22 protein-coding genes and 1 tRNA gene are annotated in these 24450 nt (G+C 53.3%); 12 read left to right on the forward strand and 11 right to left on the reverse strand.

What is annotated here, in order from left to right:
• Positions 1-40: 40 nt before the first annotated feature.
• The 6 genes from ghrB to HV243_RS00950 form a co-directional block, all read right to left on the reverse strand.
• Positions 41-1015 carry a glyoxylate/hydroxypyruvate reductase GhrB gene (gene ghrB / locus HV243_RS00925; RefSeq protein ID WP_016154914.1) on the reverse strand — a complete coding sequence of 325 codons (975 nt, stop codon included), beginning with the start codon at positions 1013-1015 and terminating at the stop codon, positions 41-43.
• 22 nt (positions 1016-1037) lie between these two features.
• On the reverse strand, positions 1038-2318 hold the full coding sequence (locus HV243_RS00930; protein ID WP_003827389.1) for an MFS transporter: 1281 nt from the start codon (positions 2316-2318) through the stop codon (positions 1038-1040).
• 70 nt (positions 2319-2388) lie between these two features.
• Positions 2389-3327 carry a sugar kinase gene (locus HV243_RS00935; RefSeq protein WP_053388702.1) on the reverse strand — a complete coding sequence of 313 codons (939 nt, stop codon included), beginning with the start codon at positions 3325-3327 and terminating at the stop codon, positions 2389-2391.
• 3 nt (positions 3328-3330) lie between these two features.
• Positions 3331-4080, reverse strand: coding sequence for a xylose isomerase (locus HV243_RS00940; protein WP_053388701.1), 750 nt, complete (start codon positions 4078-4080; stop codon positions 3331-3333).
• 99 nt (positions 4081-4179) lie between these two features.
• Entirely contained in the window at positions 4180-5196 is a 1017-nt protein-coding gene (locus tag HV243_RS00945; RefSeq protein WP_005133828.1) for a LacI family DNA-binding transcriptional regulator, read from the reverse strand.
• Positions 5197-5297: 101 nt separating this feature from the next.
• The gene (locus HV243_RS00950; RefSeq protein WP_016157720.1) at positions 5298-5960 is read right to left on the reverse strand and encodes an OmpA family lipoprotein; all 663 of its coding nucleotides are present in this window, start codon (positions 5958-5960) and stop codon (positions 5298-5300) included.
• Between the two features lie 159 nt (positions 5961-6119).
• Between HV243_RS00950 and HV243_RS00955 the strand changes: the two genes are divergently transcribed.
• Positions 6120-8453 carry a molybdopterin guanine dinucleotide-containing S/N-oxide reductase gene (locus HV243_RS00955; protein ID WP_047358206.1) on the forward strand — a complete coding sequence of 778 codons (2334 nt, stop codon included), beginning with the start codon at positions 6120-6122 and terminating at the stop codon, positions 8451-8453.
• Here HV243_RS00955 and HV243_RS00960 read toward each other — a convergent pair.
• Positions 8422-8862 carry an N-acetyltransferase gene (locus tag HV243_RS00960; protein WP_016157718.1) on the reverse strand — a complete coding sequence of 147 codons (441 nt, stop codon included), beginning with the start codon at positions 8860-8862 and terminating at the stop codon, positions 8422-8424. The two genes, HV243_RS00955 and HV243_RS00960, sit on opposite strands and share 32 nt — an antisense overlap.
• Positions 8852-9421 (reverse strand): DNA-3-methyladenine glycosylase I, encoded by a 570-nt coding sequence (gene tag, locus HV243_RS00965; RefSeq protein WP_016154908.1) that lies wholly within the window; start codon positions 9419-9421, stop codon positions 8852-8854. Before tag ends, HV243_RS00960 begins: the two co-directional genes overlap by 11 nt.
• Positions 9422-9580: 159 nt before the next feature.
• Here tag and HV243_RS00970 point away from each other — a divergent pair, with 159 nt between their 5' ends.
• Positions 9581-10282, forward strand: coding sequence for an autotransporter outer membrane beta-barrel domain-containing protein (locus tag HV243_RS00970; protein ID WP_053388700.1), 702 nt, complete (start codon positions 9581-9583; stop codon positions 10280-10282).
• 76 nt (positions 10283-10358) lie between these two features.
• Here the strand turns inward: HV243_RS00970 and HV243_RS00975 are convergent, their stop codons facing one another.
• A complete protein-coding gene (locus HV243_RS00975; protein ID WP_165500021.1) occupies positions 10359-10535 on the reverse strand; it encodes a hypothetical protein in 177 nt (58 codons plus the stop codon).
• Between HV243_RS00975 and HV243_RS00980 the strand changes: the two genes are divergently transcribed.
• The 10 genes from HV243_RS00980 (at position 10534) to HV243_RS01025 (ending at position 21522) form a co-directional block, all read left to right on the forward strand.
• Positions 10534-11736: an MFS transporter gene (locus HV243_RS00980; protein ID WP_016154906.1), complete on the forward strand. Its 1203-nt coding sequence runs from the start codon at positions 10534-10536 to the stop codon at positions 11734-11736. The two genes, HV243_RS00975 and HV243_RS00980, sit on opposite strands and share 2 nt — an antisense overlap.
• A gap of 210 nt (positions 11737-11946) precedes the next feature.
• A complete protein-coding gene (gene eptB, locus HV243_RS00985) occupies positions 11947-13641 on the forward strand; it encodes a kdo(2)-lipid A phosphoethanolamine 7''-transferase (RefSeq protein WP_053388699.1) in 1695 nt (564 codons plus the stop codon).
• Between the two features lie 91 nt (positions 13642-13732).
• Positions 13733-13809 (forward strand) — tRNA-Pro (locus tag HV243_RS00990).
• Positions 13810-14296: 487 nt separating this feature from the next.
• A complete protein-coding gene (locus HV243_RS00995) occupies positions 14297-14533 on the forward strand; it encodes a hypothetical protein (RefSeq protein ID WP_137398959.1) in 237 nt (78 codons plus the stop codon).
• A complete protein-coding gene (gene dppA, locus HV243_RS01000) occupies positions 14448-16055 on the forward strand; it encodes a dipeptide ABC transporter periplasmic-binding protein DppA (RefSeq protein WP_016154904.1) in 1608 nt (535 codons plus the stop codon). Before HV243_RS00995 ends, dppA begins: the two co-directional genes overlap by 86 nt.
• A gap of 161 nt (positions 16056-16216) precedes the next feature.
• The gene (gene dppB / locus HV243_RS01005) at positions 16217-17236 is read left to right on the forward strand and encodes a dipeptide ABC transporter permease DppB (RefSeq protein ID WP_016154903.1); all 1020 of its coding nucleotides are present in this window, start codon (positions 16217-16219) and stop codon (positions 17234-17236) included.
• Between the two features lie 9 nt (positions 17237-17245).
• Entirely contained in the window at positions 17246-18148 is a 903-nt protein-coding gene (gene dppC, locus HV243_RS01010; protein ID WP_016154902.1) for a dipeptide ABC transporter permease DppC, read from the forward strand.
• A gap of 10 nt (positions 18149-18158) precedes the next feature.
• Positions 18159-19142: a dipeptide ABC transporter ATP-binding protein gene (gene dppD / locus HV243_RS01015; RefSeq protein ID WP_019078085.1), complete on the forward strand. Its 984-nt coding sequence runs from the start codon at positions 18159-18161 to the stop codon at positions 19140-19142.
• The gene (dppF, locus tag HV243_RS01020) at positions 19139-20143 is read left to right on the forward strand and encodes a dipeptide ABC transporter ATP-binding subunit DppF (RefSeq protein WP_053388698.1); all 1005 of its coding nucleotides are present in this window, start codon (positions 19139-19141) and stop codon (positions 20141-20143) included. The genes dppD and dppF overlap by 4 nt, the downstream gene beginning before the upstream one ends.
• 176 nt (positions 20144-20319) lie before the next feature.
• Positions 20320-21522, forward strand: coding sequence for a sigma 54-interacting transcriptional regulator (locus HV243_RS01025; RefSeq protein ID WP_053388697.1), 1203 nt, complete (start codon positions 20320-20322; stop codon positions 21520-21522).
• Between the two features lie 33 nt (positions 21523-21555).
• Here the strand turns inward: HV243_RS01025 and HV243_RS01030 are convergent, their stop codons facing one another.
• Together HV243_RS01030 and megL are read right to left on the reverse strand one after the other, a co-directional pair.
• A complete protein-coding gene (locus tag HV243_RS01030) occupies positions 21556-22854 on the reverse strand; it encodes an amino acid permease (RefSeq protein ID WP_053388696.1) in 1299 nt (432 codons plus the stop codon).
• A gap of 117 nt (positions 22855-22971) precedes the next feature.
• The gene (gene megL / locus HV243_RS01035) at positions 22972-24168 is read right to left on the reverse strand and encodes a methionine gamma-lyase (protein WP_003023295.1); all 1197 of its coding nucleotides are present in this window, start codon (positions 24166-24168) and stop codon (positions 22972-22974) included.
• Between the last annotated feature and the right edge of the window lie 282 nt (positions 24169-24450).

The raw sequence follows: 24450 nt of genomic DNA on the forward strand, positions 1-24450 counted from the left end.
TAAAAGGCCGGGTAAGCGTAAGCGCTACCCGGCCTTTTGTTTATGGCGCGACCTGCGGGTTCACGCAATTCTTCTCAACGCGTCCTTGCAGCGCATCGATTAAGTTATCCACCGCACAGGCCGCCATGTTATAGCGCGTTTCGTGCGTCGCTGAACCTATGTGCGGCACGGCTACCACGTTTGGCAGCGCCAATAGCGGTGAGTCTGCTGGTAATGGCTCCTGCTCAAACACATCCAAGCCTGCGGCATGAATTTCCCCGCTTTGCAGGGCGGCAATCAGCGCTTTTTCATCGACCACTGGCCCACGCCCGGCGTTAATGAAAATGGCGGAGGACTTCATTTTGGCAAACTGTTCGGTACTAAACAGATGATGCGTTTCTGCGGTTAATGGCAGGATCAGGCAGACAAAATCGGACTCCTGCAACAGCGTATCGAGGTCACAGTAACGCGCGTTGAAGCGTTCTTCCGCCTCCTGGTGATGACGGCGCGCGTTATAAAGAATCGGCATGCTAAAACCAAAATGCGCGCGTTGCGCCAGCGCCAGACCAATACGGCCCATGCCGACAATCCCCAGCGTTTTGTGGTGTACATCCGTACCAAACCAGTCCGGCCCGATACTTTTGGTCCACTCGCCAATTTTCACCCGTTCAGCAACTTCTACCACGCGGCGAGCGGTGCTTAACACCAGCGCCATTACCGTATCGGCGACAGTTTCCGTCAGCACGGTTGGCGTGTGCATCAACAGCACCTTGCGCGCGTTGAGGGCATCGACGTCGAAGTTGTCATAGCCTACGGAAATCGTGGATGTCGCACGAAGCCTGGGCATTCTCTCCAGCAGGGCGGTATTGACGGCTTCACTGGAACCCAGCAGACCTTCCGCGTTGGCAAAAGCCTCGGCGTGCTGTGCGACCGTTTCCGGGCGCAGGTTAGGCACATGAGTCACAGTAAAATGCTCTTCCAGGCGATGCAGTAAATCGTCAGGTAACGCTTTATAGAGAATAATGGACGGCTTCATGCGAATCTCCGTAAGTTAAAATTTAAGCGTGGCGTGCGCCAATAGGTAATTGCTGATTATTAGCAGGCTTAACAATTAAAGTTAGCCATACTGAGACAAAAAGCGCTACCCCCATAAAAATGTACGAGGCGGATGGGCTGCCGGTTGCGCCATTGAGGTAGCCGACAAACCATGAACCAAAGAATGAGCCTAGCGCGCCCATGCTGTTAATCAGCGCCATTGCACCCCCGGCGACGTTGCGCGGCAGCATTTCCGGGATGATGGCGAAGAAGGGGCCATATGGGGCGTACATTGCCGCACCCGCAATAACTAACAGCGTGTAAGAAATCCAGAAGTGGTCTGCACCCACGGCCCAGGAGCCGATAAAAGCGAAAGCGGCTATCAATAACAGCGGCCAGACAAACAGTTTACGGTTTTGCAGCTTATCGGAGGCCCAGGAGACGAGGATCATCGCCGCCGTCGCCGCCAGATAAGGTACGGATGACAGCCAGCCAACCTCTACCATGCCCAGATTTGCGCCGCCGTTGCGGATAATCGACGGTAGCCACAGGACAAAACCATAGACGCCAATACTCCAGGCGAAATACTGCATGCACAGCAGGATGACGTTACGTGAGCGGAAGGCCTCGCTATAGTTACGCACGGCTTTGATGCCTTGCTGCTCTTTTTCCAGTTGCGCCTGAAGGGCGGCTTTTTCAGATTCTGACAGCCAGCCGACCTGAGACGGTTTGTCTTTTACCAATACCCACCAGCAGAACGCCCAGATGATGGCCGGGAAGCCCTCGATGATAAACATTTCCCGCCAGCCCAGCGCCTGGATCAGATAACCGGAAACCACAGACATCCACAGGACGGTAACCGGGTTACCGAGGATCAGGAAAGTGTTAGCGCGCGAGCGCTCGGATTTCGTAAACCAGTTGCTGATATAAATCAGCATTGCGGGCATCACCGCGGCTTCAACGACGCCAAGAATAAAGCGGATGGCGGCAAGCATTGGAATATTGCTGACCATACCGGTTAACGACGCGCATGCGCCCCAGAGGATCAGACAGACAAAAATCAGTTTTCGTACGCTGCGCCGTTCTGCGTAAATCGCGCCTGGGATCTGAAAGAAGAAATAGCCGAGGAAAAACAGAGCGCCCAGCAGGGAAGAGATCCCTTTGGTAATGCCGAGGTCCTCGTTGATACCGGCGGCGGAGGCGAAGCTGAAGTTCGCACGGTCAAGGTACGCCAGGCTATACGTGATAAACACGATTGGCATAATGTACCACCAGCGTTTTGCTGCATTAGTTGAGCTATTCATAGACTGCCCTCTGGTTATGCTGATACGCCGCCTCTGTATGTAGGGTACAGAGACAGAGTTGGCCGGGAGTTTATTCCCCTAATTGTTCACGTGTGGGTAATCCTTCGCTGTCGCCCTGAACCTGAATGGCCAGTGCGCCGATTTTATTGCCGCGGGTCACCGCCTGATGCAGCGAACGGCCTTCCAGCAGAGCGCTGATAACGCCCACGGCAAAGCCATCGCCTGCGCCGACCGTATCGACCACGTTGTCGACTTTTACCGGTGCAACGCAACCTTGTTCACCGCTGGTTGTTTTGTACCAGGCACCATCAGCCCCGGTTTTGATGATCACGGCCTTCACTCCGTGACGCAGATAAAAGTCGGCGATGGCTTCAGGCGTCTGTTGGCCGGTTAAAATCATCCCCTCTTTTAATCCAGGTAAAACCCAGTCAGCCTGGAATGCCAGCCGGTTCAGTTTTTCCACCATCTCGGCTTCGCTTTTCCACAGCACCGGACGCAAATTTGGGTCGAACGAGATGGTTTTCCCCTGGGCTTTCAGCGTGCGGGCGGTGTGCGCCAGTAGTTCATAGGAGCTGGCAGAAAGCGCTGCCGCCACGCCGCTCAGGTGTAAGTGGCGCGCGCTGGCGAAATAGTCCTCGTGATAATCCTCAACGCTGAGGTGGCTGGCGGCGGACCCTTTGCGGAAATACTCCACAATGGGATCGGTTCCATTTTCGACCTTAGATTTAAGCTGAAAGCCGGTAGCGTAACGCCCGTCCTGGGTAACTCCCTGCGCATCTATCCCTTCTTTTTCCAGCGACTTAACGATAAAACGACCAAAACTGTCGTTGCCTACGCGGCTCACCCAGCCGACCTTCAGGCCCAGACGAGCAAGACCGGTCGCCACGTTGAGTTCAGCGCCTGCAACGCGCTTGATAAACTGCTCTACATCCGTCAGTTCGCCGGTTTGCGTGGCGACAAACATCGCCATCGCTTCACCAATAGTGACCGCATCCAGTGAATTTTTCATGTGTTACTCCTTGCGTAACAGCTCGACGTAGTGGCGGGTAACCGCCGTCAAATCCTGCCCTTCCAGGGGGAACTCAATACCGCGCGGAACATCGTTGGGCAGCGTTTTTAACAGCGCCAGCCAGCGTGAATCTGCTTCATCAGGCGGTACGGCACGGTAGTTATCGCGATGCGTAACTGCGGCTTTGACATGGATATATCCGACGGTTGGCGCCAGGTTCTGCGCGGCCTGTTCCGGGGAGTCGCCAACCCACAGCCAGTTGCCCATATCGAAAGTCAGAGATATCGGCAGGTTTTGCGTCTGACAGGCTTCATTGAAACGTTGCATCGGCTGCAGGCGTCCGCAGGCGGTCTGATCGTTTTCCACAACCAGCTCCATACCGCTGTTGTCCAGCCATTCACGTAAATCGTCGAACTGTTCGGTATGGGAAAAATGACCGAGAGAGACTTTTAACCACAGTGCCTGTAGGGCCTGCGCTTCTTCGAGGAGCTGCGGAAGTCGGGGATTCAGGTTCCCATCCTCAAGGAATAACGGTTCAGGCGCTGAATAACAGGCCAGCAGGCCGAAGAGTTCGATTGCAGAGGCCATTGTGGACAGCGTTTTCAGCTCGGCGTCGGTTAATAACTCGCGGCGGATTTCGACGCCGTCAGCACCGGCTTCGGCAATGATGGGCAACATTGCCGTTTGCCCGCCTGCGGCCCGCACCTGGTCGTAGCCGTAGGCGGCGGTAACCACCATAATTTTTCTTTTCATGGAAACTCCAGACTAGCATTCTTGTTATAACGCTAGATGGAACCGGTTCCAAAGAAAAGCTCATGATGTCGAATTTATGATCACCATCACGAAGGAAATTTAACGGGCGGTTGAGCCGCGCACGATCAGCTCGCCGGAGAATACCTGTTCCTGAATGGCAGCAGAGCCGCCATCAATTCGGCGTACAACCTGCTCAACGGCGGTGTAGCCAATCTGCCATGTGGGTTGTTTCAACGTGGTGATACCGACGCCCGCCAGCTCCGCCCATTCCAGTTCGTCAAAACCGAGCAGGCCGATATCGCTGCCCCAGTTAAGGCCAATGCGCTTCAGGGCGCGGGCAACCTGCAGCGTGAGAGCGCCGTTGGCAGAGATAACGGCTTTGCGCATCCCCCGATGCTGCTGGTGAAACTGGCGCAGCGTGTCATCCAGTTGCGTATTGTCCGTTAGCGGGACTTCGGCATTTTGCGCGATAACGCCGGGGTACTGTGCGAGCGTGGCGCGAAAAGCGCTCAGGCGTTCGCGGCGGGTATTCACCATGCCCAGCGGTTCGCTGAGGAACAGGATGGCTTCAAAGCCTTGCTCGACCAGATGTTCAGTGGCAACCGTTGCCGCCTGGGTGTTATCCAGCCCGACCATATCACAGGCGAAATCGGGGATTTTACGGTCAATCAGTACCATCGGTAGCGCAGACTGTTGCAGGCGGTTCAGCCCCTCTTCGCGCATTCCAACGGCGTTGACCACAATCCCTTCGACCTGGTAGCTGCGCAGCAGGTCGAGATAATGCAGCTCCTGATCCACTTCGTTGTTGGTGTTACACACCAGCGGGGTAAAGCCCTTATCGCGACAGGCGGCTTCAATCCCGCTTAACACGTTGACGGAGTAGGGATTAGTAATATCGGCGATGATCAGACCAATCAGACGGGTACGACCGTGTTTCAGGCCTCTTGCCATCAGGCTGGGACGGTAGTCGAGATCGGCAATGGCTTGTTCAATGCGGGCCAGTAGCGCGTCGGAAAGCAGGTGCTTTTCACCGTTGAGGTAGCGTGAAATGCTGGTCTTGCCGGTTTTTGCGGCTTTCGCCACATCGCTGATGGTTGCCCGTGTTGATTTGCTCATCGCTGATTTCCCTAAATTTGGTGACAACACCTTAACGCGAAAATCAACGATGGCAAGTGCTTCATGCCGGATAAGACGCTGCCATTATCCGGCACAAAACGTTACTGGAGCGGGCTTAAGGTGATCTCTACGCGGCGGTTTTGTGCTTTACCTTCCGCCGTGCTGTTACTGGCGATCGGGTTTGCCGGGCCCATACCCTGAGTGCGGATACGGTTAGCGGCGACGCCTTGAGTGATTAAGGCGCTGGCCACAGAGTCCGCGCGCTGCTGCGACAGGCGCATATTTAGATCCTGACTGCCGGTGCTGTCGGTGAAGCCGAGCACGTTGACGGCGGTTTTATTGTACTCTTTCAGTACCATTGCCACGCCGGTCAGGGTGTTGGCACCCGCAGGTTTCAGGTTGCTGCTGTTGCTGTCGAAGGTGACGTTATTTGGCATATTCAGGATGATGTTATCGCCACTGCGCGTCACGCTGACGCCCGTTCCCTGCATTTTGTCGCGCAGTTTTGCTTCCTGCACGTCCATGTAATAGCCGACACCGCCGCCAACGGCCGCGCCAGCCGCCGCACCAATCAGCGCGCCTTTGCCGCGATCTTTCTTCGAAGAAGAGAGTGCGCCAATACCCGCGCCGACCAGAGAGCCAATACCCGCGCCAATGCCGGATTTACCCGCTTCGCGTTCGCCGGTGTAAGGGTTTGTTGTGCAGCCAGAAACCGCCAGGGCGCCGCTCACGATGGCAGCAATAACAAAAACACGTTTCTTCATCTTAATTCCTTAATGACTTTTTCTTCTTTGCCACAGCGACCGTGGCGGTTGATTATGACGTGTGAACATGAAGAAAATTCCAGGGAAGACTCTGAAATTTGTAAGTAACATTGAACGGCATAATAAATAAGCCGTCACATCGCATTCAGGAGCGCCATCTTGGCTAATTCACCCGCACATTACTCGGTGTTAACCGCCGCCCACTGGGGACCTATTCTCGTCGAAACCGATGGCGAGACAGTTTTCTCCTCTCGCGGCGCGCTGCCCACCGCCCATCCCAACTCTTTGCAAACCGTGGTGCGCGACCAGGTACACAGTAAAACGCGGGTACGTTTTCCCATGGTGCGTAAAGGCTTTCTCGCCTCGCCGGAGGATCCGCAGGGGGTGCGCGGGCAGGATGAATTTGTTCGTGTCAGTTGGGACGACGCGCTGAATCTTATCCATACGCAGCATAAACGCATCCGTGACAGCTACGGCCCGGCCTCGATTTTTGCCGGTTCCTACGGCTGGCGTTCCAACGGCGTGTTACACAAAGCCGCAACCCTGCTACAGCGTTATATGGCGCTGGCGGGCGGTTATACCGGGCATCTGGGGGATTACTCGACAGGCGCTGCGCAGGCCATCATGCCGTACGTGGTGGGCGGTAACGAAGTTTACCAGCAGCAGACCAGTTGGCCGGTGGTGCTGGAGAACAGCGAAGTGGTGGTGTTATGGAGCGCCAATCCACTGAATACCCTGAAAATTGCCTGGAACGCCTCCGACGAGCAGGGCCTCGCTTACTTTGAGGCACTGCGTGGCAGCGGGAAGCGGTTGATCTGTATCGATCCGATGCGATCGGAAAGCGTCGATTTCTTTGGCGAGAAGATGGAATGGATCGCTCCGCATATGGGGACCGACGTGGCGCTGATGCTGGGTATCGCGCATACGCTGGTGGAAAACGGCTGGCACGACGCGGACTTTCTTGCCCGGTGTACGACCGGATATGACCGTTTTGCCGACTATCTGCTGGGCAAATCTGACGATGTTGCAAAAACGGCAGAATGGGCCGCGGGAATTTGTGGTGTTCCGGCGGCGAAAATACGTGAACTTGCGGCGATATTTCACCAAAACACCACCATGCTGATGGCGGGGTGGGGTATGCAACGCCAGCAGTATGGCGAGCAGAAACACTGGATGATTGTCACGCTGGCTGCCATGCTCGGGCAAATCGGGACACCTGGCGGGGGCTTTGGGCTGTCGTACCATTTTGCCAACGGCGGCAACCCAACGCGCCGTGCTGCGGTGCTGGCTTCAATGCAGGGCAGCGTTAAAAACGGTACCGACGCGGTAGATAAAATCCCGGTGGCGCGAATTGTTGAAGCGCTGGAGAACCCCGGTGGTTTTTATCAGCACAACGGTATGGACCGCCATTTCCCGGACATCCGTATGCTGTGGTGGGCGGGCGGCGCCAACTTCACCCATCATCAGGACACCAACCGTCTGATTCGCGCCTGGCAAAAACCGGAGCTGGTGGTTATCTCGGAGTGTTTCTGGACAGCCGCAGCGAAGCATGCCGATATCGTGCTGCCGGCGACGACGTCTTTTGAGCGTAATGATTTGACCATGACCGGCGATTACAGCAACCAGCATCTGGTGCCGATGAAGCAGGTTGTATCGCCGCAGGCTGAAGCGCGAAATGATTTTGATGTCTTTGCCGAGCTGAGTGAACGCTGGGAGAAGGGCGGATATGAGCGATTTACCGAAGGCAAAAGCGAGCTGGAATGGCTGGAGACTTTTTACAACATTGCCGGGCAGCGTGGGGCTAGCCAGCAGGTGACGTTGCCGCCATTCACCGAGTTTTGGCAGCGGAATGCGCTGATCGAAATGCCGGAAAACGCCGCCAGCGCGGAGTTTATCCGTTTCGCGGATTTTCGCCGCAACCCACAGGCGCATCCGCTGAAAACGGACAGCGGTAAAATTGAAATCTACTCCGCGAGGATTGCCGGTTACGGTTACGCGGACTGTGCGGGGCATCCGATGTGGCTGGAGCCGGATGAGTGGTTCGGTAACGCCGAGCCGGGCCAGTTACAGCTGCTTTCCGCCCATCCGGCGCACCGTTTGCACAGTCAGCTAAATTACAGCGCGTTGCGCGAACAGTATGCGGTAGCGGATCGTGAGCCCGTCACGATTCATCCGCAGGATGCCAAAGCGCGCGGTATTGCGGATGGCGACACGGTCAGAGTGTGGAACCAGCGTGGGCACGTTCTGGCGGGAGCGGTCGTGACGACGGGAATTAAACCCGGTGTCATCTGTATTCATGAGGGCGCCTGGCCTGATTTGGATCTTGCCGCCAACGGTATTTGTAAAAATGGCGCCGTCAACGTGCTGACCAAAGATCTCCCCAGCTCGAAGCTGGGGAATGGCTGTGCGGGCAACACTGCGCTGGCGTGGCTCGAAAAATACAGCGGACCAACGTTGACGCTTACGGCGTTTGATCCGCCTGCCAGCCCATAATCCACGTGGGATGGTGAGTCTCTTCCTGCCATGCGCCATCTTCAATGCGAAAACCCAGCGCATGGTAGAAGTTCACCGCTGATTGATTCTTCTGGTAGACCTCGAGGCTGAGTAACGAAAAGCGCTGCTGCACATGCTGCACCAGCGCTTTGCCGATCCCGCTTCTGATGGCGGCAGGCGCGACGAACAGCGCGCCGAGAAAGCGGTCGTCAATGACGCTGGCAAAGCCTTTGAGCACCCCTTCTTCTTCCCATACCCAGGTTTGTGCGGCTGGCAGGTAAACATCCCGCACGATGGATTCACTTTCGCGCCAGTAGCGTTCTTCGATAAACGGATGGGCATGGATCGTGCTTTCCATCCACAGCGCCAGAATCGACGGTAGATCGTCAGCCTTTGATTCACGAATCATGTTGTTCTCCCGGGTAACAGATACAGGTGGTGACATGGTCATTGACCAGGCCGCATGCCTGCATAAAGGAGTAACAGATGGTGGTGCCGACAAACTTAAATCCGCGTTTTTTTAACGCTTTAGACAGTGCATCTGACGCAGGTGTAGAGGTGGGAATATCGCTCAGGTTGGCGGCGCGGGTCAGTTGCGGTTGGTTATCAACAAACGACCAGACGAACTCGCTAAACGATTCTCCGTTTTGCGCCATGGTCAGAAAGGCGCGAGCGTTGCCGATAATGGCCTGAATTTTTCCTCGATGGCGAATAATGCCAGCATCCAGTACCAGTCTTTCCACATCCTCTTCGGTCATGGCCGCCACTTTTTCCGGGTCAAAATGGTGGAAGGCGTGGCGATAATTTTCCCGTTTCTTTAGCACGGTGATCCACGATAAACCGGCCTGTTGGCCTTCCAGACAGATCATTTCGAACAGCTTGTTGCCATCTGTTTCGGGGACGCCCCATTCCTTGTCGTGGTAGGCAATGTAAAGTGGGTCCTGGCTGACCCATCCGCAACGCTGCATATTCTTCCTCGCTGTTTTTACTGGCGTAAAAATTTCATTCGGCCCGCCTTGACGCGCCAGCTAAAAAGACAATATTTAATACAGGGCCTGATGGGCCCGATATCCTTCACACAATGACAATAATATCGCCGAATTCGGCTCTTTTCTGGAGTCGCGTTGATGATTATAAGAAACAGTAGTGGTCGCCAAAGGTTAACTCTGGCGAGCGTCGTAGTTTGTGCGCTGTTCATCAATACAGCATATGGCTGGCAACAAGAATATATCGTTGATGCGATGTCAGGGCATACGGCTGAACGTTATACATGGGACAGCGATCACCAACCACGTTATAACGACATTCTGGAAGAACGTATTCGCTCCACTCAAAACGTGGCGGGTCCCGTGGTGAATCTGGCGGATGAAACGCCTATGGATGCGACCAGCGGCATGAGTATGGGCTGGAACTTTCCGCTTTCAGGGCAGGTGACGACCGGTCCGGTGGCCGCGCTGCATTATGACGGTTCGACCACGTCTACTTACAACGAATTTGGCGATAGCGTGACGTCGGTAACGCAGAACGATCCGCTGTGGCATGCCAGCGTCAGCACGTTAGGCTGGCGAGTCAATTCTCAGTTCGGTGATGTGCGACCGTGGGCACAAATCAGCTATAACCAGCAGTTTGGCGAGAATATCTGGAAAGCGCAGTCGGGCCTCAGTCGCATGACGGCGGCGGGTCAAGACGGTAACTGGCTGGATGTTACCGTTGGCGCAGATATGCTGTTGAACCGGCACATGGCGGCTTACGCGGCGCTTTCGCAGGCGGAAAATAGCGCCAATAACAGCGACTATATGTACACCATGGGAGTGAGTGCCAAATTTTAACGCAAACAATCATCATATAAACATCTCTGTTACATATTGAGATCAACAATCACACGCCCCTCAGCGATAGCGTGTACTAACTCTTACGATAAAATTCAGTAACCCGACTTTTTGTCTCGTCATTCATTCCGCATTCCAGGCATTTCATTCCGTCCTGGCGGCATTTCATGCCGTTTTCTCCTGGCCATAAAAGCGCTTCGGTATGGTTGTTGGCAGAGAATTTCCCATTTTGCTTATGCAGGAAGACTGCCATGAAAACTTCTGATTATCAGCGTACTCGCTGGCTAACACTGATCGGCACGATTATTACCCAATTTGCTTTAGGTTCTGTTTATACCTGGAGCCTGTTTAATGGCGCGCTCTCTTCTAAGCTCGATGCGCCGGTAAGTCAGGTGGCATTTTCCTTTGGCCTGCTGAGCCTCGGGCTGGCGATTTCCTCTTCCGTTGCCGGCAAGCTGCAGGAACGTTTTGGCGTGAAACGCGTCACCATGGCCTCCGGTATTTTACTCGGCGTCGGTTTCTTCTTAACCGCCCATTCCAACAGCCTGATTATGCTGTGGCTGAGCGCTGGTGTGCTGGTTGGTCTGGCGGATGGCGCAGGTTACCTGTTAACGCTTTCCAACTGCGTAAAATGGTTCCCTGAGCGTAAAGGGCTGATTTCCGCCTTTGCCATCGGTTCTTATGGCCTTGGCAGCCTCGGTTTTAAATTTATCGACAGCCAACTGCTGAGCACCGTGGGCCTGGAAAAAACCTTCATGATTTGGGGTGCGATCGTACTGGTGATGATCGTCTTTGGCTCCACGCTGATGAAAGATGCGCCGAATCAGGAAGTGAAAGCGAAGAATGGCGTGGTTGAGAACGACTACACCCTGGCGCAATCCATGCGCAAACCGCAGTACTGGATGCTGGCAGTCATGTTCCTGACAGCGTGTATGAGCGGTCTGTACGTCATTGGCGTGGCGAAAGATATCGCACAAAGCCTGGCGCATATGGATGTGGCGACGGCGGCGAATGCGGTTACCGTCATTTCTATCGCGAACCTGTCGGGTCGTCTGGTGCTGGGGATTCTGTCCGATAAAATCTCCCGTATTCGCGTGATCACCATTGGTCAGGTCGTTTCGCTGGTCGGTATGGCTGCACTGTTGTTCGCACCGCTGAATGACGTAACCTTCTTTATGGCAATTGCCTGTGTCGCATTTAACTTTGGCGGCACCATCACCGTATTCCCGTCACTGGTCAGCGAGTTCTTCGGTCTGAATAACCTGGCTAAAAACTACGGTGTTATTTACCTGGGCTTCGGTATCGGTAGCATTTGCGGTTCCATTATCGCCTCGTTGTTTGGCGGGTTCTATGTGACCTTCTGCGTCATCTTTGCGCTGTTAATCATTTCGCTGGCGCTTTCTACCACTATTCGTCAGCCACAACGTAGCGTCTATACCGAGGCGCACGCCTAAATCTATTATTAGTATGATTAATACCTGGCGCATATATTTACAAAAATTTATGCGCCATTTTCATTCTCTATAAGCACTTTTGCTCCCTCCTGTGGTCTACTTACCCGCGCCCGTAGACATTTCACCTCTGCTGTTGTCGCATTTTTCCTCTGTCAGGTCTGATTGATCGCTGCTCAGGGTTTTTTATCCCGATTTCCAGGGTTTGTTTGCATGAGATACATTAAGTCGATGACGCAGCAGAAACTCAGTTTCTTGCTGGCAATCTATATCGGTTTGTTTATGAACTGTGCTGTATTTTTCCGTCGCTTTAGCGGATATGCGCACGATTTTACCGTCTGGAAAGGACTCTCCGCGGTTGTTGAATTGGCCGGCACTGTGCTGGTGACCTTCTTTTTACTACGCCTTCTCTCTTTGTTTGGCCGCCGCGCCTGGCGTGTCCTGGCAACCTGTGTGGTGCTGTGTTCTGCCGGCGCCAGTTATTATATGACCTTCCTGAACGTGGTAATTGGTTACGGTATTATCGCCTCCGTAATGACCACGGATATTGATTTATCGAAAGAAGTCGTCGGCTGGCATTTCATCGTGTGGCTGGTTTCGGTCAGTATTATTCCCTTGGTGCTGATTTGGAGTAACCGCTGCCGCTACACGTTGATGAGACAAATTCGTACACCGGGCATGAGGTGGCGTAGCGTAGCGGTAGTTTTACTGGCTGGCCTGATGGTATGGGTACCCATTCGCCTGCTGAGCATGCAACAGAGAAGCGTGGAGCGAGAAACTGGTATCGATTTACCCAGCTATGGCGGGGTTGTGGCGAACTCTTATTTGCCGTCAAACTGGCTCTCTGCGCTGGGTTTGTACGCCTGGGCACAGGTGGATGAATCCTCAGACAACAAATCGCTGATGAACCCGGCGAAGAAATTTACCTATGTTGAGCCCAAGAACCTCGACGACACCTATGTGGTCTTTATTATCGGCGAAACCACCCGCTGGGACCATATGGGGATTTTTGGCTATGAGCGAAATACCACGCCAAGGCTCGCCCAGGAGAAAAACCTGGCCGCGTTCCGTGGATATTCCTGTGACACAGCGACCAAGCTTTCGCTGCGCTGTATGTTTGTGCGTGAAGGTGGGGCGGAAGAAAACCCGCAGCGTACCCTGAAAGAACAAAACGTCTTTTCCGTGCTCGGTCAGTTAGGGTTCAAGACAGACCTCTACGCGATGCAAAGCGAGATGTGGTTCTACAGCAATACTATGGCGGAGAACATCGCTTACCGAGAGCAGATTGGCGCAGAGCCGCGTAACCGTGGCAAGAACGTTGACGATATGCTGTTGATTACCGAAATGCAGCAGTCTCTGCAACCGAATGACGATGATGGCAAACGTCTGATTATTCTGCATACCAAAGGTTCGCATTTTAACTACACGCAGCGCTACACCCGCGACTATGCGCAGTGGAAGCCGGAGTGTGTCAATGTGGATAGCGGTTGCTCGAAAGCCGAGATGATTAACTCTTTTGATAACTCGGTAACCTATGTTGATCACTTTATTACCAAAGTGTTTGATCAACTGCGGGATAAGAAAGCGATAGTGTTCTACGCCGCCGATCACGGTGAGTCGATTAACGAGCGTGAGCACCTGCACGGTACGCCGCGTAAAATGGCTCCGCCAGAGCAGTTCCGCGTTCCTATGCTGGTGTGGATGTCAGATAAATATCTGGAAGACCCAGACCATGCGAAGGCGTTTGCACACCTGAAGCAAGAAGCTGATATGAAGGTGCCGCGTCGTCATGTGGAACTGTACGACACTATCTTGGGTTGCCTCGGTTATACCTCGCCAAATGGCGGTATTAACGAGAATAACAACTGGTGCCGTATCCCGGACGCGAAGAAGGTTACGGCTCAGTAATTGGGCTGCTGACTTTCTCGCCGATCAAATGGCATTTTGATACTAAGGGATTGACGGGGGCGCGGCTGAGCAGTAAGATGCGCCCCGCATTCGGTGATTGGCGCAGCCTGGTAGCGCACTTCGTTCGGGACGAAGGGGTCGGAGGTTCGAATCCTCTATCACCGACCAAATTCAAAACCCTGCTCAACGAGCAGGGTTTTTTGCATTAGTGGCGAGTAATCCTCTCTCTCCGACCAAAATTGACCTTCCTTTTATCTGCAAAAATTGTGCACCACTTCCCACTGACTGTTAACGATTCTGTGACATATTCCATTGCCTTTTTTTATATTTGCTTGAAACTTTTTTTGCGCTACTTATGGCTGAACCTGGCATTTTCCGCTGTGCGCTTTAGCGTTCATGGCATTAATCGCTCAGATATGCAGCATTAATTTAGAAAGTTTTAATAATTTGCATAAATGTTAATCACCAAATGTTGCGAAATATGAAGATGTTTATTCTGGCATAGTGCGCGTAGCACAAATTTCCCTGCTGAAAATGTCCTTCTGCACTTTTTTTAATCTTTGTTTGCGAATTCTCACCGTTGGTGTAAATCACGGTTACCTGTATTGACGTTTTCACATTCTGTTGACAGATTGTAGGGCATGAGGGGCATTTCATGGAGAATCCGCACTGCAACTCAGTCGCTTATGTGAACGGAATCCCTATCCTCTTAACGCCGACCCGGCCGGGTAAAAAACAAAAAAGGCCAGGCGGTGCAAACCCACTGCAAAGGGTAAAACAACAAACATCACATTTGGAGCAGAAGAATGAGTATTTCCTTGAAGAAGTCAGGGATGCTGAAGCTTGGTCTGAGCCTGGTGGCTATGACCTGCGCCGCAAGCGTACAGGCTAAAACTCTGGTTTATTGTTCAGAAGGATCTCCTGAAGGCTTTAACCCACAGCTTTTCACCTCTGGCACGACCTATGATGCCAGCTCCGTACCGATCTATAACCGCCTGGTCGAGTTCAAAACCGGTACAACTGAAGTGATCCCGGGCCTTGCTGAGAAGTGGGAAATCAGCGAAGACGGTAAAACCTATACCTTCCACCTGCGCCAGGGCGTGAAGTGGCAGGACAACAAAGATTTCAAACCGACGCGCGATTTAAACGCCGATGACGTGGTGTTCTCTTTCGATCGTCAGAAAAATGCCCAGAACCCGTACCACAAAGTCTCTGGCGGTAGCTATGAATACTTCGAAGGGATGGGTCTGCCAGATCTGATCTCCGAAGTGAAAAAAGTGGACGATAAAACCGTTCAGTTCGTGCTGACTCGCCCGGAGGCGCCTTTCCTGGCTGACCTGGCGATGGACTTCGCTTCTATTCTTTCCAAAGAATATGCAGACAACATGCTGAAAGCCGGTTCCCCGGAGAAAGTGGATCTGAACCCAATTGGGACCGGTCCGTTCCAGCTGCAGCAGTACCAGAAAGACTCCCGTATTCTGTATAAAGCATTCGAAGGTTACTGGGGCACCAAGCCACAGATTGACCGTCTGGTCTTCTCCATTACGCCTGACGCTTCCGTGCGTTACGCCAAACTGCAGAAGAACGAGTGCCAGGTGATGCCGTACCCGAACCCGGCAGATATCGCGCGCATGAAGCAGGATAAAAACATTAACCTGATGGAGCAGGCCGGTCTGAACGTTGGCTACCTCTCTTTCAACACCGAGAAGAAACCGTTTGATGACGTGAAAGTCCGTCAGGCGCTGACCTACGCGGTGAACAAAGAAGCCATCATTAAAGCGGTATATCAGGGCGCTGGCGTTGCCGCGAAAAACCTGATCCCACCGACCATGTGGGGCTATAACGACGACGTTAAAGACTACACCTACGATCCTGAAAAGGCTAAAGCGCTGCTGAAGGAAGCGGGTCAGGATAAAGGCTTCACCGTTGAGCTGTGGGCCATGCCGGTACAGCGTCCTTACAACCCGAACGCCCGCCGTATGGCGGAAATGGTTCAGGCTGACTGGGCGAAAATTGGCGTTCAGGCCAAGATTGTGACCTACGAGTGGGGCGAATATCTGAAACGCGCCAAAGCGGGTGAGCATCAGGCGGTGATGATGGGTTGGACCGGTGACAACGGGGATCCGGACAACTTCTTCGCCACCCTGTTCAGCTGTGCGGCAGCGAAAGACGGTTCCAACTACTCTCGCTGGTGCTACAAGCCGTTTGAAGATCTGATCCAGCCGGCGCGTGCGACCGACGATCACAACAAACGTATTGAACTGTACAAGCAAGCTCAGGTTGTTATGCACGATCAGGCCCCGGCTCTGATTGTTGCTCACTCCACCGTGTATGAACCAGTGCGTAAAGAAGTGAAAGGCTATGTGGTTGATCCATTAGGCAAACATCACTTCGAAAACGTCTCTGTCGAATAATTAAAAGCAAGCCAGGCAGCGCTACGGACCGTTAAGTCGGGTCACCGTAGCGCCACCTGACAGTAATGCTTTATCTCCCTCTCGCTGGAGGGGGAGATAAGATTTGTGAGCAATACAGATTCACGGTTCCAGGCCGTGCGTCATTAGAGAGAATCCGGGTTATGTTGCAGTTCATTCTCCGACGTTTGGGACTCGTCATCCCCACGTTTATCGGTATCACTCTTCTCACCTTTGCTTTCGTTCATATGATCCCCGGCGATCCGGTAATGATCATGGCGGGTGAGCGTGGAATTTCCCCTGAGCGTCATGCTCAACTGTTGGCTGAACTCGGTCTGGATAAACCGATGTGGCAGCAGTACCTCCATTACATCTGGGGGGTTATGCATGGTGATTTAGGTATCTCGCTGAAAAGCCGATTACCGGTGTGGGAAGAGTTCGTTCCTCGCTTTAAAGCAACGCTGGAACTTGGCGTCTGCGCGATGATTTTCGCCGTTGCGGTGGGTATTCCGGTGGGTGTACTTGCTGCCGTTAAGCGCGGCTCAATTTTCGACCACACTGCCGTTGGCCTGGCGCTGACCGGTTACTCCATGCCGATTTTCTGGTGGGGCATGATGCTGATCATGCTGGTTTCCGTGCAGTGGAACCTGACGCCGGTTTCCGGTCGGGTGAGCGACATGGTGTTCCTTGATGATTCCAATCCCCTGACCGGTTTTATGCTGATTGACACCGCCATTTGGGGTGAAGAGGGCAACTTTATCGATGCGCTGGCGCATATGATCCTGCCGGCAATGGTGCTTGGTACCATTCCTCTGGCGGTAATTGTGCGTATGACTCGTTCATCGATGCTGGAAGTACTGGGTGAAGATTACATTCGTACCGCACGCGCCAAAGGCCTGACCCGTATGCGCGTCATCATCATTCACGCTCTGCGTAACGCGATGCTGCCCGTTGTGACCGTTATCGGCCTGCAGGTCGGTACGTTATTGGCTGGGGCGATCCTGACCGAGACTATTTTCTCGTGGCCGGGACTGGGACGCTGGTTGATCGATGCGCTACAACGCCGTGATTATCCAGTGGTACAGGGCGGGGTACTGCTGGTCGCGACGATGATTATCCTCGTCAACCTGCTGGTAGACCTGCTGTACGGCGTGGTGAACCCGCGTATTCGGCATAGGAAGTAAGGGGCCATCATGTCACAGGTTACTGAAAATAAAGTTATTGCTGCACCGGTGCCCATGACCCCGCTGCAGGAGTTCTGGCACTATTTTAAACGCAACAAAGGTGCGGTTGTTGGGTTGGTGTACGTTGTAGTGATGATCCTGATTGCGGTCTTTGCCAACGTCCTCGCGCCGTACAACCCGGCAGAGCAGTTCCGCGATACGCTGCTGGCTCCTCCTGCGTGGCAGGAAGGCGGTACCATGGCGCATCTGTTTGGTACTGATGATGTGGGCCGCGATGTGCTGTCCCGCCTGATGTACGGTGCGCGTTTGTCTCTGTTGGTCGGCTGTCTGGTGGTGGTGCTCTCCCTGCTGATGGGCGTGATTCTCGGGCTGATTGCCGGTTACTTTGGTGGGATTGTCGATAACGTCATCATGCGTGTGGTCGATATCATGCTGGCACTGCCGAGCCTGTTACTGGCGCTGGTGCTGGTGGCGGTATTTGGGCCCTCGATTGGCAATGCCGCGCTGGCGCTGACGTTCGTGGCATTGCCGCACTATGTGCGTCTGACGCGCGCCGCCGTCCTGGTGGAGGTTAACCGCGACTACGTTACCGCATCCCGCGTGGCCGGAGCCGGTGCGATGCGCCAGATGTTCGTCAATATTCTTCCTAACTGTCTTGCGCCGCTGATTGTTCAGGCGTCGCTTGGCTTCTCTAACGCCATTCTCGATATGGCTGCCCTCGGCTTCCTGGGGATGGGCGCACAGCCGCCTACGCCGGAATGGGGCACCATGCTCTCTGACGTGTTGCAATTTGCCCAAAGCGCCTGGTGGGTCGTGACCTTCCCGGGGCTGGCAATCCTGCTGACGGTGCTGGCATTTAACCTGATGGGTGACGGTCTGCGTGACGCGCTCGATCCCAAACTGAAGCAGTAAGAGGTTCGAGATGGCGTTATTAAATGTAGATAAATTATCGGTGCACTTCGGCGATGTGGGGTCCGAATTCCGTGCCGTAGACCGCATTAGTTACAGCGTGAACCAGGGTGAAGTGGTTGGCATTGTAGGGGAGTCCGGCTCTGGTAAGTCCGTCAGCTCGCTGGCGATCATGGGATTGATTGACTACCCAGGCCGCGTTATGGCCGAAAATCTGGAGTTTAATGGTCGTGACCTGAAGCGCATCTCTGAGAAAGAGCGTCGCCAGTTAGTGGGCGCGGAAGTGGCGATGATCTTCCAGGACCCGATGACCAGCCTTAACCCGTGCTACACCGTCGGCTACCAAATTATGGAAGCCATTAAGGTGCACCAGGGCGGCAACAAAAAAACGCGTATTCAGCGGGCGATTGACCTGTTGACGCTGGTGGGGATCCCCGATCCGGCCTCGCGTCTGGATGTCTATCCGCACCAGTTGTCTGGTGGGATGAGCCAGCGCGTGATGATCGCGATGGCGATTGCCTGTCGTCCAAAGCTGTTGATTGCCGACGAACCGACAACGGCGCTGGATGTGACCATTCAGGCGCAGATCATCGAGCTACTGCTGGAATTGCAGCAAAAAGAGAACATGGCGCTGGTCTTAATCACGCACGACCTGGCGCTGGTGGCCGAAGCGGCGCACAAGATCATTGTGATGTACGCCGGGCAGGTAGTGGAAACCGGGGCCGCGCAGGATATTTTTCGCGCGCCGCGTCATCCGTATACCCAGGCGTTGCTGCGCGCGTTGCCGGAGTTCGCTCAGGATAAAGCGCGTCTGGCTTCGTTGCCGGGCGTGGTGCCAGGTAAATATGACCGCCCGACCGGTTGTTTACTGAACCCGCGCTGCCCCTATGCGACTGACAAATGCCGCGCTGAAGAACCTGAACTGAACCTGCTGGAAGGCGGTCGTCAGTCGAAATGCCACTACCCACTTGATGATGCCGGGAGGCCTGGGCTATGAGTACGCAAAAGGCCGCTTTGCCACAGCCGCTGTTGCAGGCAATTGACCTGAAAAAACACTACCCGGTGAAGAAGGGGATGTTCGCCCCGGAACGCCTGGTGAAAGCGCTGGACGGCGTCTCCTTTACCCTGGAACGCGGCAAAACGCTGGCGGTGGTAGGAGAGTCGGGCTGTGGGAAATCCACCCTTGGTCGCCTGCTGACGATGATTGAAGTCCCGACCGGCGGTGAGCTGTATTATCAGGGGCAGGATCTGCTTAAGCACGACCCGCAGGCGCAGAAGCTGCGCCGGCAGAAAATCCAGATTGTGTTCCAGAACCCTTACGGTTCCCTGAACCCGCGCAAGAAAGTAGGGCAGATTCTGGAAGAGCCGCTGCTGATCAACTCCATGCTAAGTAAAGAGGAGCGTCGTGAAAAAGCGCTGGCGATGATGGCGAAAGTGGGGCTGAAAACCGAGCACTACGACCGCTATCCGCACATGTTCTCCGGCGGTCAGCGTCAGCGTATTGCCATCGCTCGCGGGCTGATGCTTGATCCAGACGTGGTGATTGCCGACGAACCGGTCTCGGCGCTGGACGTTTCTGTTCGTGCGCAGGTGCTGAACCTGATGATGGACTTGCAGCAGGAACTGGGGCTGTCATACGTCTTTATCTCGCATGACCTGTCGGTGGTAGAGCACATTGCCGATGAGGTGATGGTGATGTATTTAGGCCGCTGTGTGGAAAAAGGAACGAAGGATCAGATCTTCAATAATCCGCGTCATCCGTATACGCAGGCGCTGCTCTCCGCGACGCCACGCCTGAACCCGGACGATCGCCGCGAGCGTATCAAGCTGACCGGTGAGCTGCCAAGCCCGCTGAATCCACCGCCGGGCTGTGCGTTCAATGCCCGCTGCCGTCGGCGTTTTGGTCCGTGTACCCAGCTTCAGCCGCAGCTGAAGGATTACGGTGGACAACTCGTGGCCTGTTTCGCTGTTGACCAGGATGAAAATCCACAGCAATAAACGTGGGTTATGACCTGATAACCGGAGCCTTGTGCTCCGGTTTTTTTATATTTTGTTTTTACGTCCACAATGTGAGTCCTCTGGCAGAACATTATTCCACAGCGTCTAAAATGTAGTCAGATTTCCTCTCGTCACAGAAATATCTATTTCGCAGTTGCTAACTGTCAGGAGCAAATGTGGTCACGATACGCTGGGATATTAAAACAATTGATCGTCTGTCGATGGTTGAGGATGTCCTGAAGGAATTTTCCTGCTGCGATATCAATATCATCTCCATGAAAGTCACGCCTGGACGGATCCTGATTAAATCCTGGTGCCGTCAGTTACAGGATATTTCCTGCGTGCAATCCTGTTTAGGCCGGCGCGCCGATATTATTAACGTCGCTTACCTGTGTGAAGAGATAAGCGAACTGTCAACGCCTGAGCCGGAACGCCCGCGCTATTTCTCTGACATTATTTGTAGCAGCCAGAGCATGCACTCGCTTATCGAAAAGGCGATAAAAATTGCCGACAGCAAATATACCGTTTTGATCCGCGGCGATACGGGTACTGGCAAAGAACTTCTGGCCCGGGCTATCCATAATTCCGGGCAGCGACGTTTTTATCCGTTTATTCCGGTCAACTGCTCTGCGCTACCTGAGTCGTTGATGGAGAGTGAATTCTTTGGCTATGAGAAAGGGGCTTTTAGCGGTGCAGATTGTAAAGGCAAAAAAGGGCTGTTTGAAATGGCCGATAAAGGCACCCTTTTTCTCGATGAATTTGGTGAAATGTCGCTGAGCTTACAGGCTAAATTACTGCGCGTACTTCAGGATGGCGGGATTCGTCGCGTTGGCGGGGCGCAAATTATTCCGGTCAATGTGCGCATTATTGTGGCAACCAACGCCAATCTGGAAGAGATGGTGGAACAACGTCTGCTGCGCGCCGATCTCTATTACCGCATCAATGTACTTTCACTGACCATTCCGCCCCTGCGGGAGCGCCCGCAGGATATCAGCCTATTGATTCGCCACTTTGTGCAGAAATACGCGAAGGAATTCCAGCGACGGATCATTCTGGATAAAGCCTGCTTTGATGCCCTGCATCATCACACCTGGCCGGGAAACGTTCGCGAACTGGAAAATACCATCATTCGCCTGATGCTGATGGCGGAATCCGACTTCATTACGCGGGAAGAATTAGGGATGGTGAATTTGCCTGCTGTTGAGCTGACGCCGACAGAACGTCCTTTTAAAGAACAGGTTTTGTGTGCTGAACGCCAGCTTATTGAACAGATGGTGGAAGAGAATGTGTCGTCGCGGCATATCGCTAAAGCGCTGGGGGTGTCACATACCACGGTACTGAATAAAATTCGCAGCTATCAACTGGAGAGTGTGAGTTAAGCGCCGTCAGTGACTGACGGCGCTGTAAACGGATTAGTCAATCAGCTTCAATAATGGCGACAGGCACAGCAGGATCCCGTACAACAGGATTAGCCAGGTTTTCAGCCCGCGTAGTTTTTCCAGTTGCGTTACTTTATAGATCAGGAAAAACGGAATAATACACGACACAATCCCGTAAAGTGGGCTACCCAACTGGAAGAACACCAGTACCGATACACGAAATGACACCCAGATCACCAGGGTGATAACAATAAAGGTGCAAATACCCAGCGTAAGCACCAGGGGATTAATTTTCTCCACATCAATAATACGGCTCAGAACATTAAGAATAATACCCTTAATCGCCTCGTGGAACCCCAGATAAATACCAAAGAATGCGGTTAATACGGCGAAGATATTTAGCACCGTTGAGGTGATATGAATAATTTGCCCAGGAATGACTTGCGCTGCCAGCGCCAGTGCGGAAATATTTTGTTCGAAGGCCGAAACGGCCTCTTCATGACTAATAGAAAAGGTAAAAGAGAATGAGAAAAACAGAATGACCGCAATCAGCGTAATGTAACTGATGCGATGTGTGCGTATTGCCATGCGGGTGGCCAGAACCCGGTCCGCTACCCGCTTGCGGTAGGCGATGTTCATTGGGTTCAACACCTGAATAAACACCGCCGAGAAGAAGCAGAACGGGATGGTCAGCAATACGTCGCGAAAGAAGACCGATGCTTCAGGGAATGCGCTGATATTAGAGAAGTTCCAGTGCGGAACCATCGCAAAACCAAACACGATGATGATCCCCACTTTGACTACCACCATCGGGCCGGAGATTTTAAACAGCAGCTTTTCTCCCCCGGAAGCAATGGCCACCAGCACGGCAAAAATGGCCACTTTATAGATTATCGATTGTGAAAGATCGGCATCGGTTAAGCCGAAGGTTTTGATATATGAGGCACTGTCAAAAACCACGGATAAGGAATAGATAAATATGCCGTGAATAATCATCAAAAAATAGATGACGCCAAGAAATACGCCCCAGTTTTTTCCCAGGTAATGACTGATAATATCGGTATAGTCATTACAAGTTTCACTTTCTGATAATGTTTTTAAATAAATATCCTGCACAATATAGGTTGCTGGATAGGCAATAATAAAGGCGACGATAAATACCCAAATGCCTGTTAAGCCTATTTGTACCGGCATCAGTACCGTTCCAGCACCAATTGCCATGCCGATACACAGTAATACCCAGCCAAAGTCATATTTCGTAAACGGTATTTTCTTTGAGAATGGTACGGTGGTTGCTGTATTGTTGCTTAGTTGTAATGTGTCGTCCTGCATAGAACCCCCTGCCCAAAATACGCGCTCTCCCCGAAACAGGATTGCGCGTATTACCAGACTGTTGTGCCTTGATTCTCAACAACCTGAACCGATCGGCGTCGGTTCAGGTCATAATGGTCAGAATGTTGCCTTTCTGATGGCGTGTTCAAGGTCGTTAATAATATCTTCTGGATCTTCAAGACCCACAGAAAGACGGATAAGCCCGTCGGTAATACCTGCTTTAAGCCGTTCCTCTGGCGCAACGGGCGAATGTGTCATAGACGCTGGGTGCTGAATGAGGGTTTCGGTATCACCGAGACTGACCGCGAGGAGGCACAATTCTACAGAATTGATCATCCGTCTGCCAGCCTCGAGGCCGCCAGCGATTTCGAAGCTGATAATTCCTCCTGGCAGGCTCATCTGTCGCTGGCCCAGCTCATACTGCGGGTGTGAAGACAAGCCAGGATAATAAACGCGGGTAATGGATGGATGCCCCTCGAGGAAGCGGGCGATTTTCAATGCGTTTTCACAGTGGCGTTCCATACGAATCCCCAGTGTTTTAACGCCGCGTAGCGTCAGCCACGCGTTGAAAGGACTCATGCAGCCGCCGGTGATATCTTTCAGACCAACAAACCGCGCCTGGTCAATAAACTCCTGCTTACCAACAATGATGCCGCCAATCACGTCTCCGTGACCGTTGATATATTTAGTGACGCTGTGTACCACAATATCCGCGCCTAGCTGTAAAGGCTGCTGGCAGTACGGTGACATAAAGGTGTTATCCACCACCAGCAATGCGCCTTGTTGATGGGCGATACCGGCTACCGTTTCAATGTCGACCAGCGACAGCGTCGGGTTAGCGGGCGTTTCGATATACACTACTTTGGTTTCCGGGCGCATGGCGGCGCGGATTTCTTCAGGCTTTGCCGCATCGACGAAGCTGACGTTAATCCCAAACTTCGGCATGCTGTGCGACAAAAACGCGTGGGTGCAGCCGTAAATCGCGCTGGCGGAAACGATATGGTCGCCCTGCTGGCACAACGTCAGCAGCGTGGTGGTGATGGCAGAAATACCGGATGCGGTTGCCAGCCCGGCTTCACCTCTTTCCAGTACCGCCAGCTTTTTCTCCAGCGCATCGGTGGTGGGGTTACCCAAACGGGTGTAAATGTACCCGGACTCCTCGAGCGCAAAGCGGGCGGCACCTTGTTCGGCGCTGTCAAAAACAAACGTTGAAGTCTGGAAAATAGGCGTACTGAGCGCGCCAGTAGAAGGGTCGGGTTGTTGCCCCGCGTGAACGATCTGGGTGTTGAATCCGTAAGTACGACAGTCAGACATGATATCTCCTTTGATTCGGAACAGAACAGCTCACAATCAAATAGCAATCGCTGTGCCAGAAAATGAAAGTATAGATATCAATGAGATATGTCTTTTTCTGTATTGAGGAGCGGCAGGAATGTTGCCAACTGGCAAGAATCTTTCCAGCGTAATGGTGAGAAAACAGGTGAAATGCGAGGCGCTACGCAGAGCCGTATATTGCGCAGTGATATGGCAAGTAGGCTACCGTAGAATCAGCGGCAAGCCGGGAATTCCCGGTGAGGCGCAATGTTGCGGGGGCTT

This window comes from Citrobacter sp. RHBSTW-00599 (genome assembly GCF_013784065.1).
Taxonomy (GTDB): domain Bacteria; phylum Pseudomonadota; class Gammaproteobacteria; order Enterobacterales; family Enterobacteriaceae; genus Citrobacter; species Citrobacter braakii.

Bases quoted from the DNA above. Each gene is read 5' to 3' on its own strand.
- ghrB (WP_016154914.1), bottom strand. From the start codon at position 1,015: ATGAAGCCGTCCATTATTCTCTATAAAGCGTTACCTGACGATTTACTG.
- HV243_RS00930 (WP_003827389.1), bottom strand. From the start codon at position 2,318: ATGAATAGCTCAACTAATGCAGCAAAACGCTGGTGGTACATTATGCCA.
- HV243_RS00935 (WP_053388702.1), bottom strand. From the start codon at position 3,327: ATGAAAAATTCACTGGATGCGGTCACTATTGGTGAAGCGATGGCGATG.
- HV243_RS00940 (WP_053388701.1), bottom strand. From the start codon at position 4,080: ATGAAAAGAAAAATTATGGTGGTTACCGCCGCCTACGGCTACGACCAG.
- HV243_RS00945 (WP_005133828.1), bottom strand. From the start codon at position 5,196: ATGAGCAAATCAACACGGGCAACCATCAGCGATGTGGCGAAAGCCGCA.
- HV243_RS00950 (WP_016157720.1), bottom strand. From the start codon at position 5,960: ATGAAGAAACGTGTTTTTGTTATTGCTGCCATCGTGAGCGGCGCCCTG.
- HV243_RS00960 (WP_016157718.1), bottom strand. From the start codon at position 8,862: ATGATTCGTGAATCAAAGGCTGACGATCTACCGTCGATTCTGGCGCTG.
- tag (WP_016154908.1), bottom strand. From the start codon at position 9,421: ATGCAGCGTTGCGGATGGGTCAGCCAGGACCCACTTTACATTGCCTAC.
- HV243_RS00970 (WP_053388700.1), top strand. From the start codon at position 9,581: ATGATTATAAGAAACAGTAGTGGTCGCCAAAGGTTAACTCTGGCGAGC.
- HV243_RS00980 (WP_016154906.1), top strand. From the start codon at position 10,534: ATGAAAACTTCTGATTATCAGCGTACTCGCTGGCTAACACTGATCGGC.
- HV243_RS00975 (WP_165500021.1), bottom strand. From the start codon at position 10,535: ATGGCAGTCTTCCTGCATAAGCAAAATGGGAAATTCTCTGCCAACAAC.
- eptB (WP_053388699.1), top strand. From the start codon at position 11,947: ATGAGATACATTAAGTCGATGACGCAGCAGAAACTCAGTTTCTTGCTG.
- HV243_RS00995 (WP_137398959.1), top strand. From the start codon at position 14,297: ATGGAGAATCCGCACTGCAACTCAGTCGCTTATGTGAACGGAATCCCT.
- dppA (WP_016154904.1), top strand. From the start codon at position 14,448: ATGAGTATTTCCTTGAAGAAGTCAGGGATGCTGAAGCTTGGTCTGAGC.
- dppB (WP_016154903.1), top strand. From the start codon at position 16,217: ATGTTGCAGTTCATTCTCCGACGTTTGGGACTCGTCATCCCCACGTTT.
- dppC (WP_016154902.1), top strand. From the start codon at position 17,246: ATGTCACAGGTTACTGAAAATAAAGTTATTGCTGCACCGGTGCCCATG.
- dppD (WP_019078085.1), top strand. From the start codon at position 18,159: ATGGCGTTATTAAATGTAGATAAATTATCGGTGCACTTCGGCGATGTG.
- dppF (WP_053388698.1), top strand. From the start codon at position 19,139: ATGAGTACGCAAAAGGCCGCTTTGCCACAGCCGCTGTTGCAGGCAATT.
- HV243_RS01030 (WP_053388696.1), bottom strand. From the start codon at position 22,854: ATGCAGGACGACACATTACAACTAAGCAACAATACAGCAACCACCGTA.
- megL (WP_003023295.1), bottom strand. From the start codon at position 24,168: ATGTCTGACTGTCGTACTTACGGATTCAACACCCAGATCGTTCACGCG.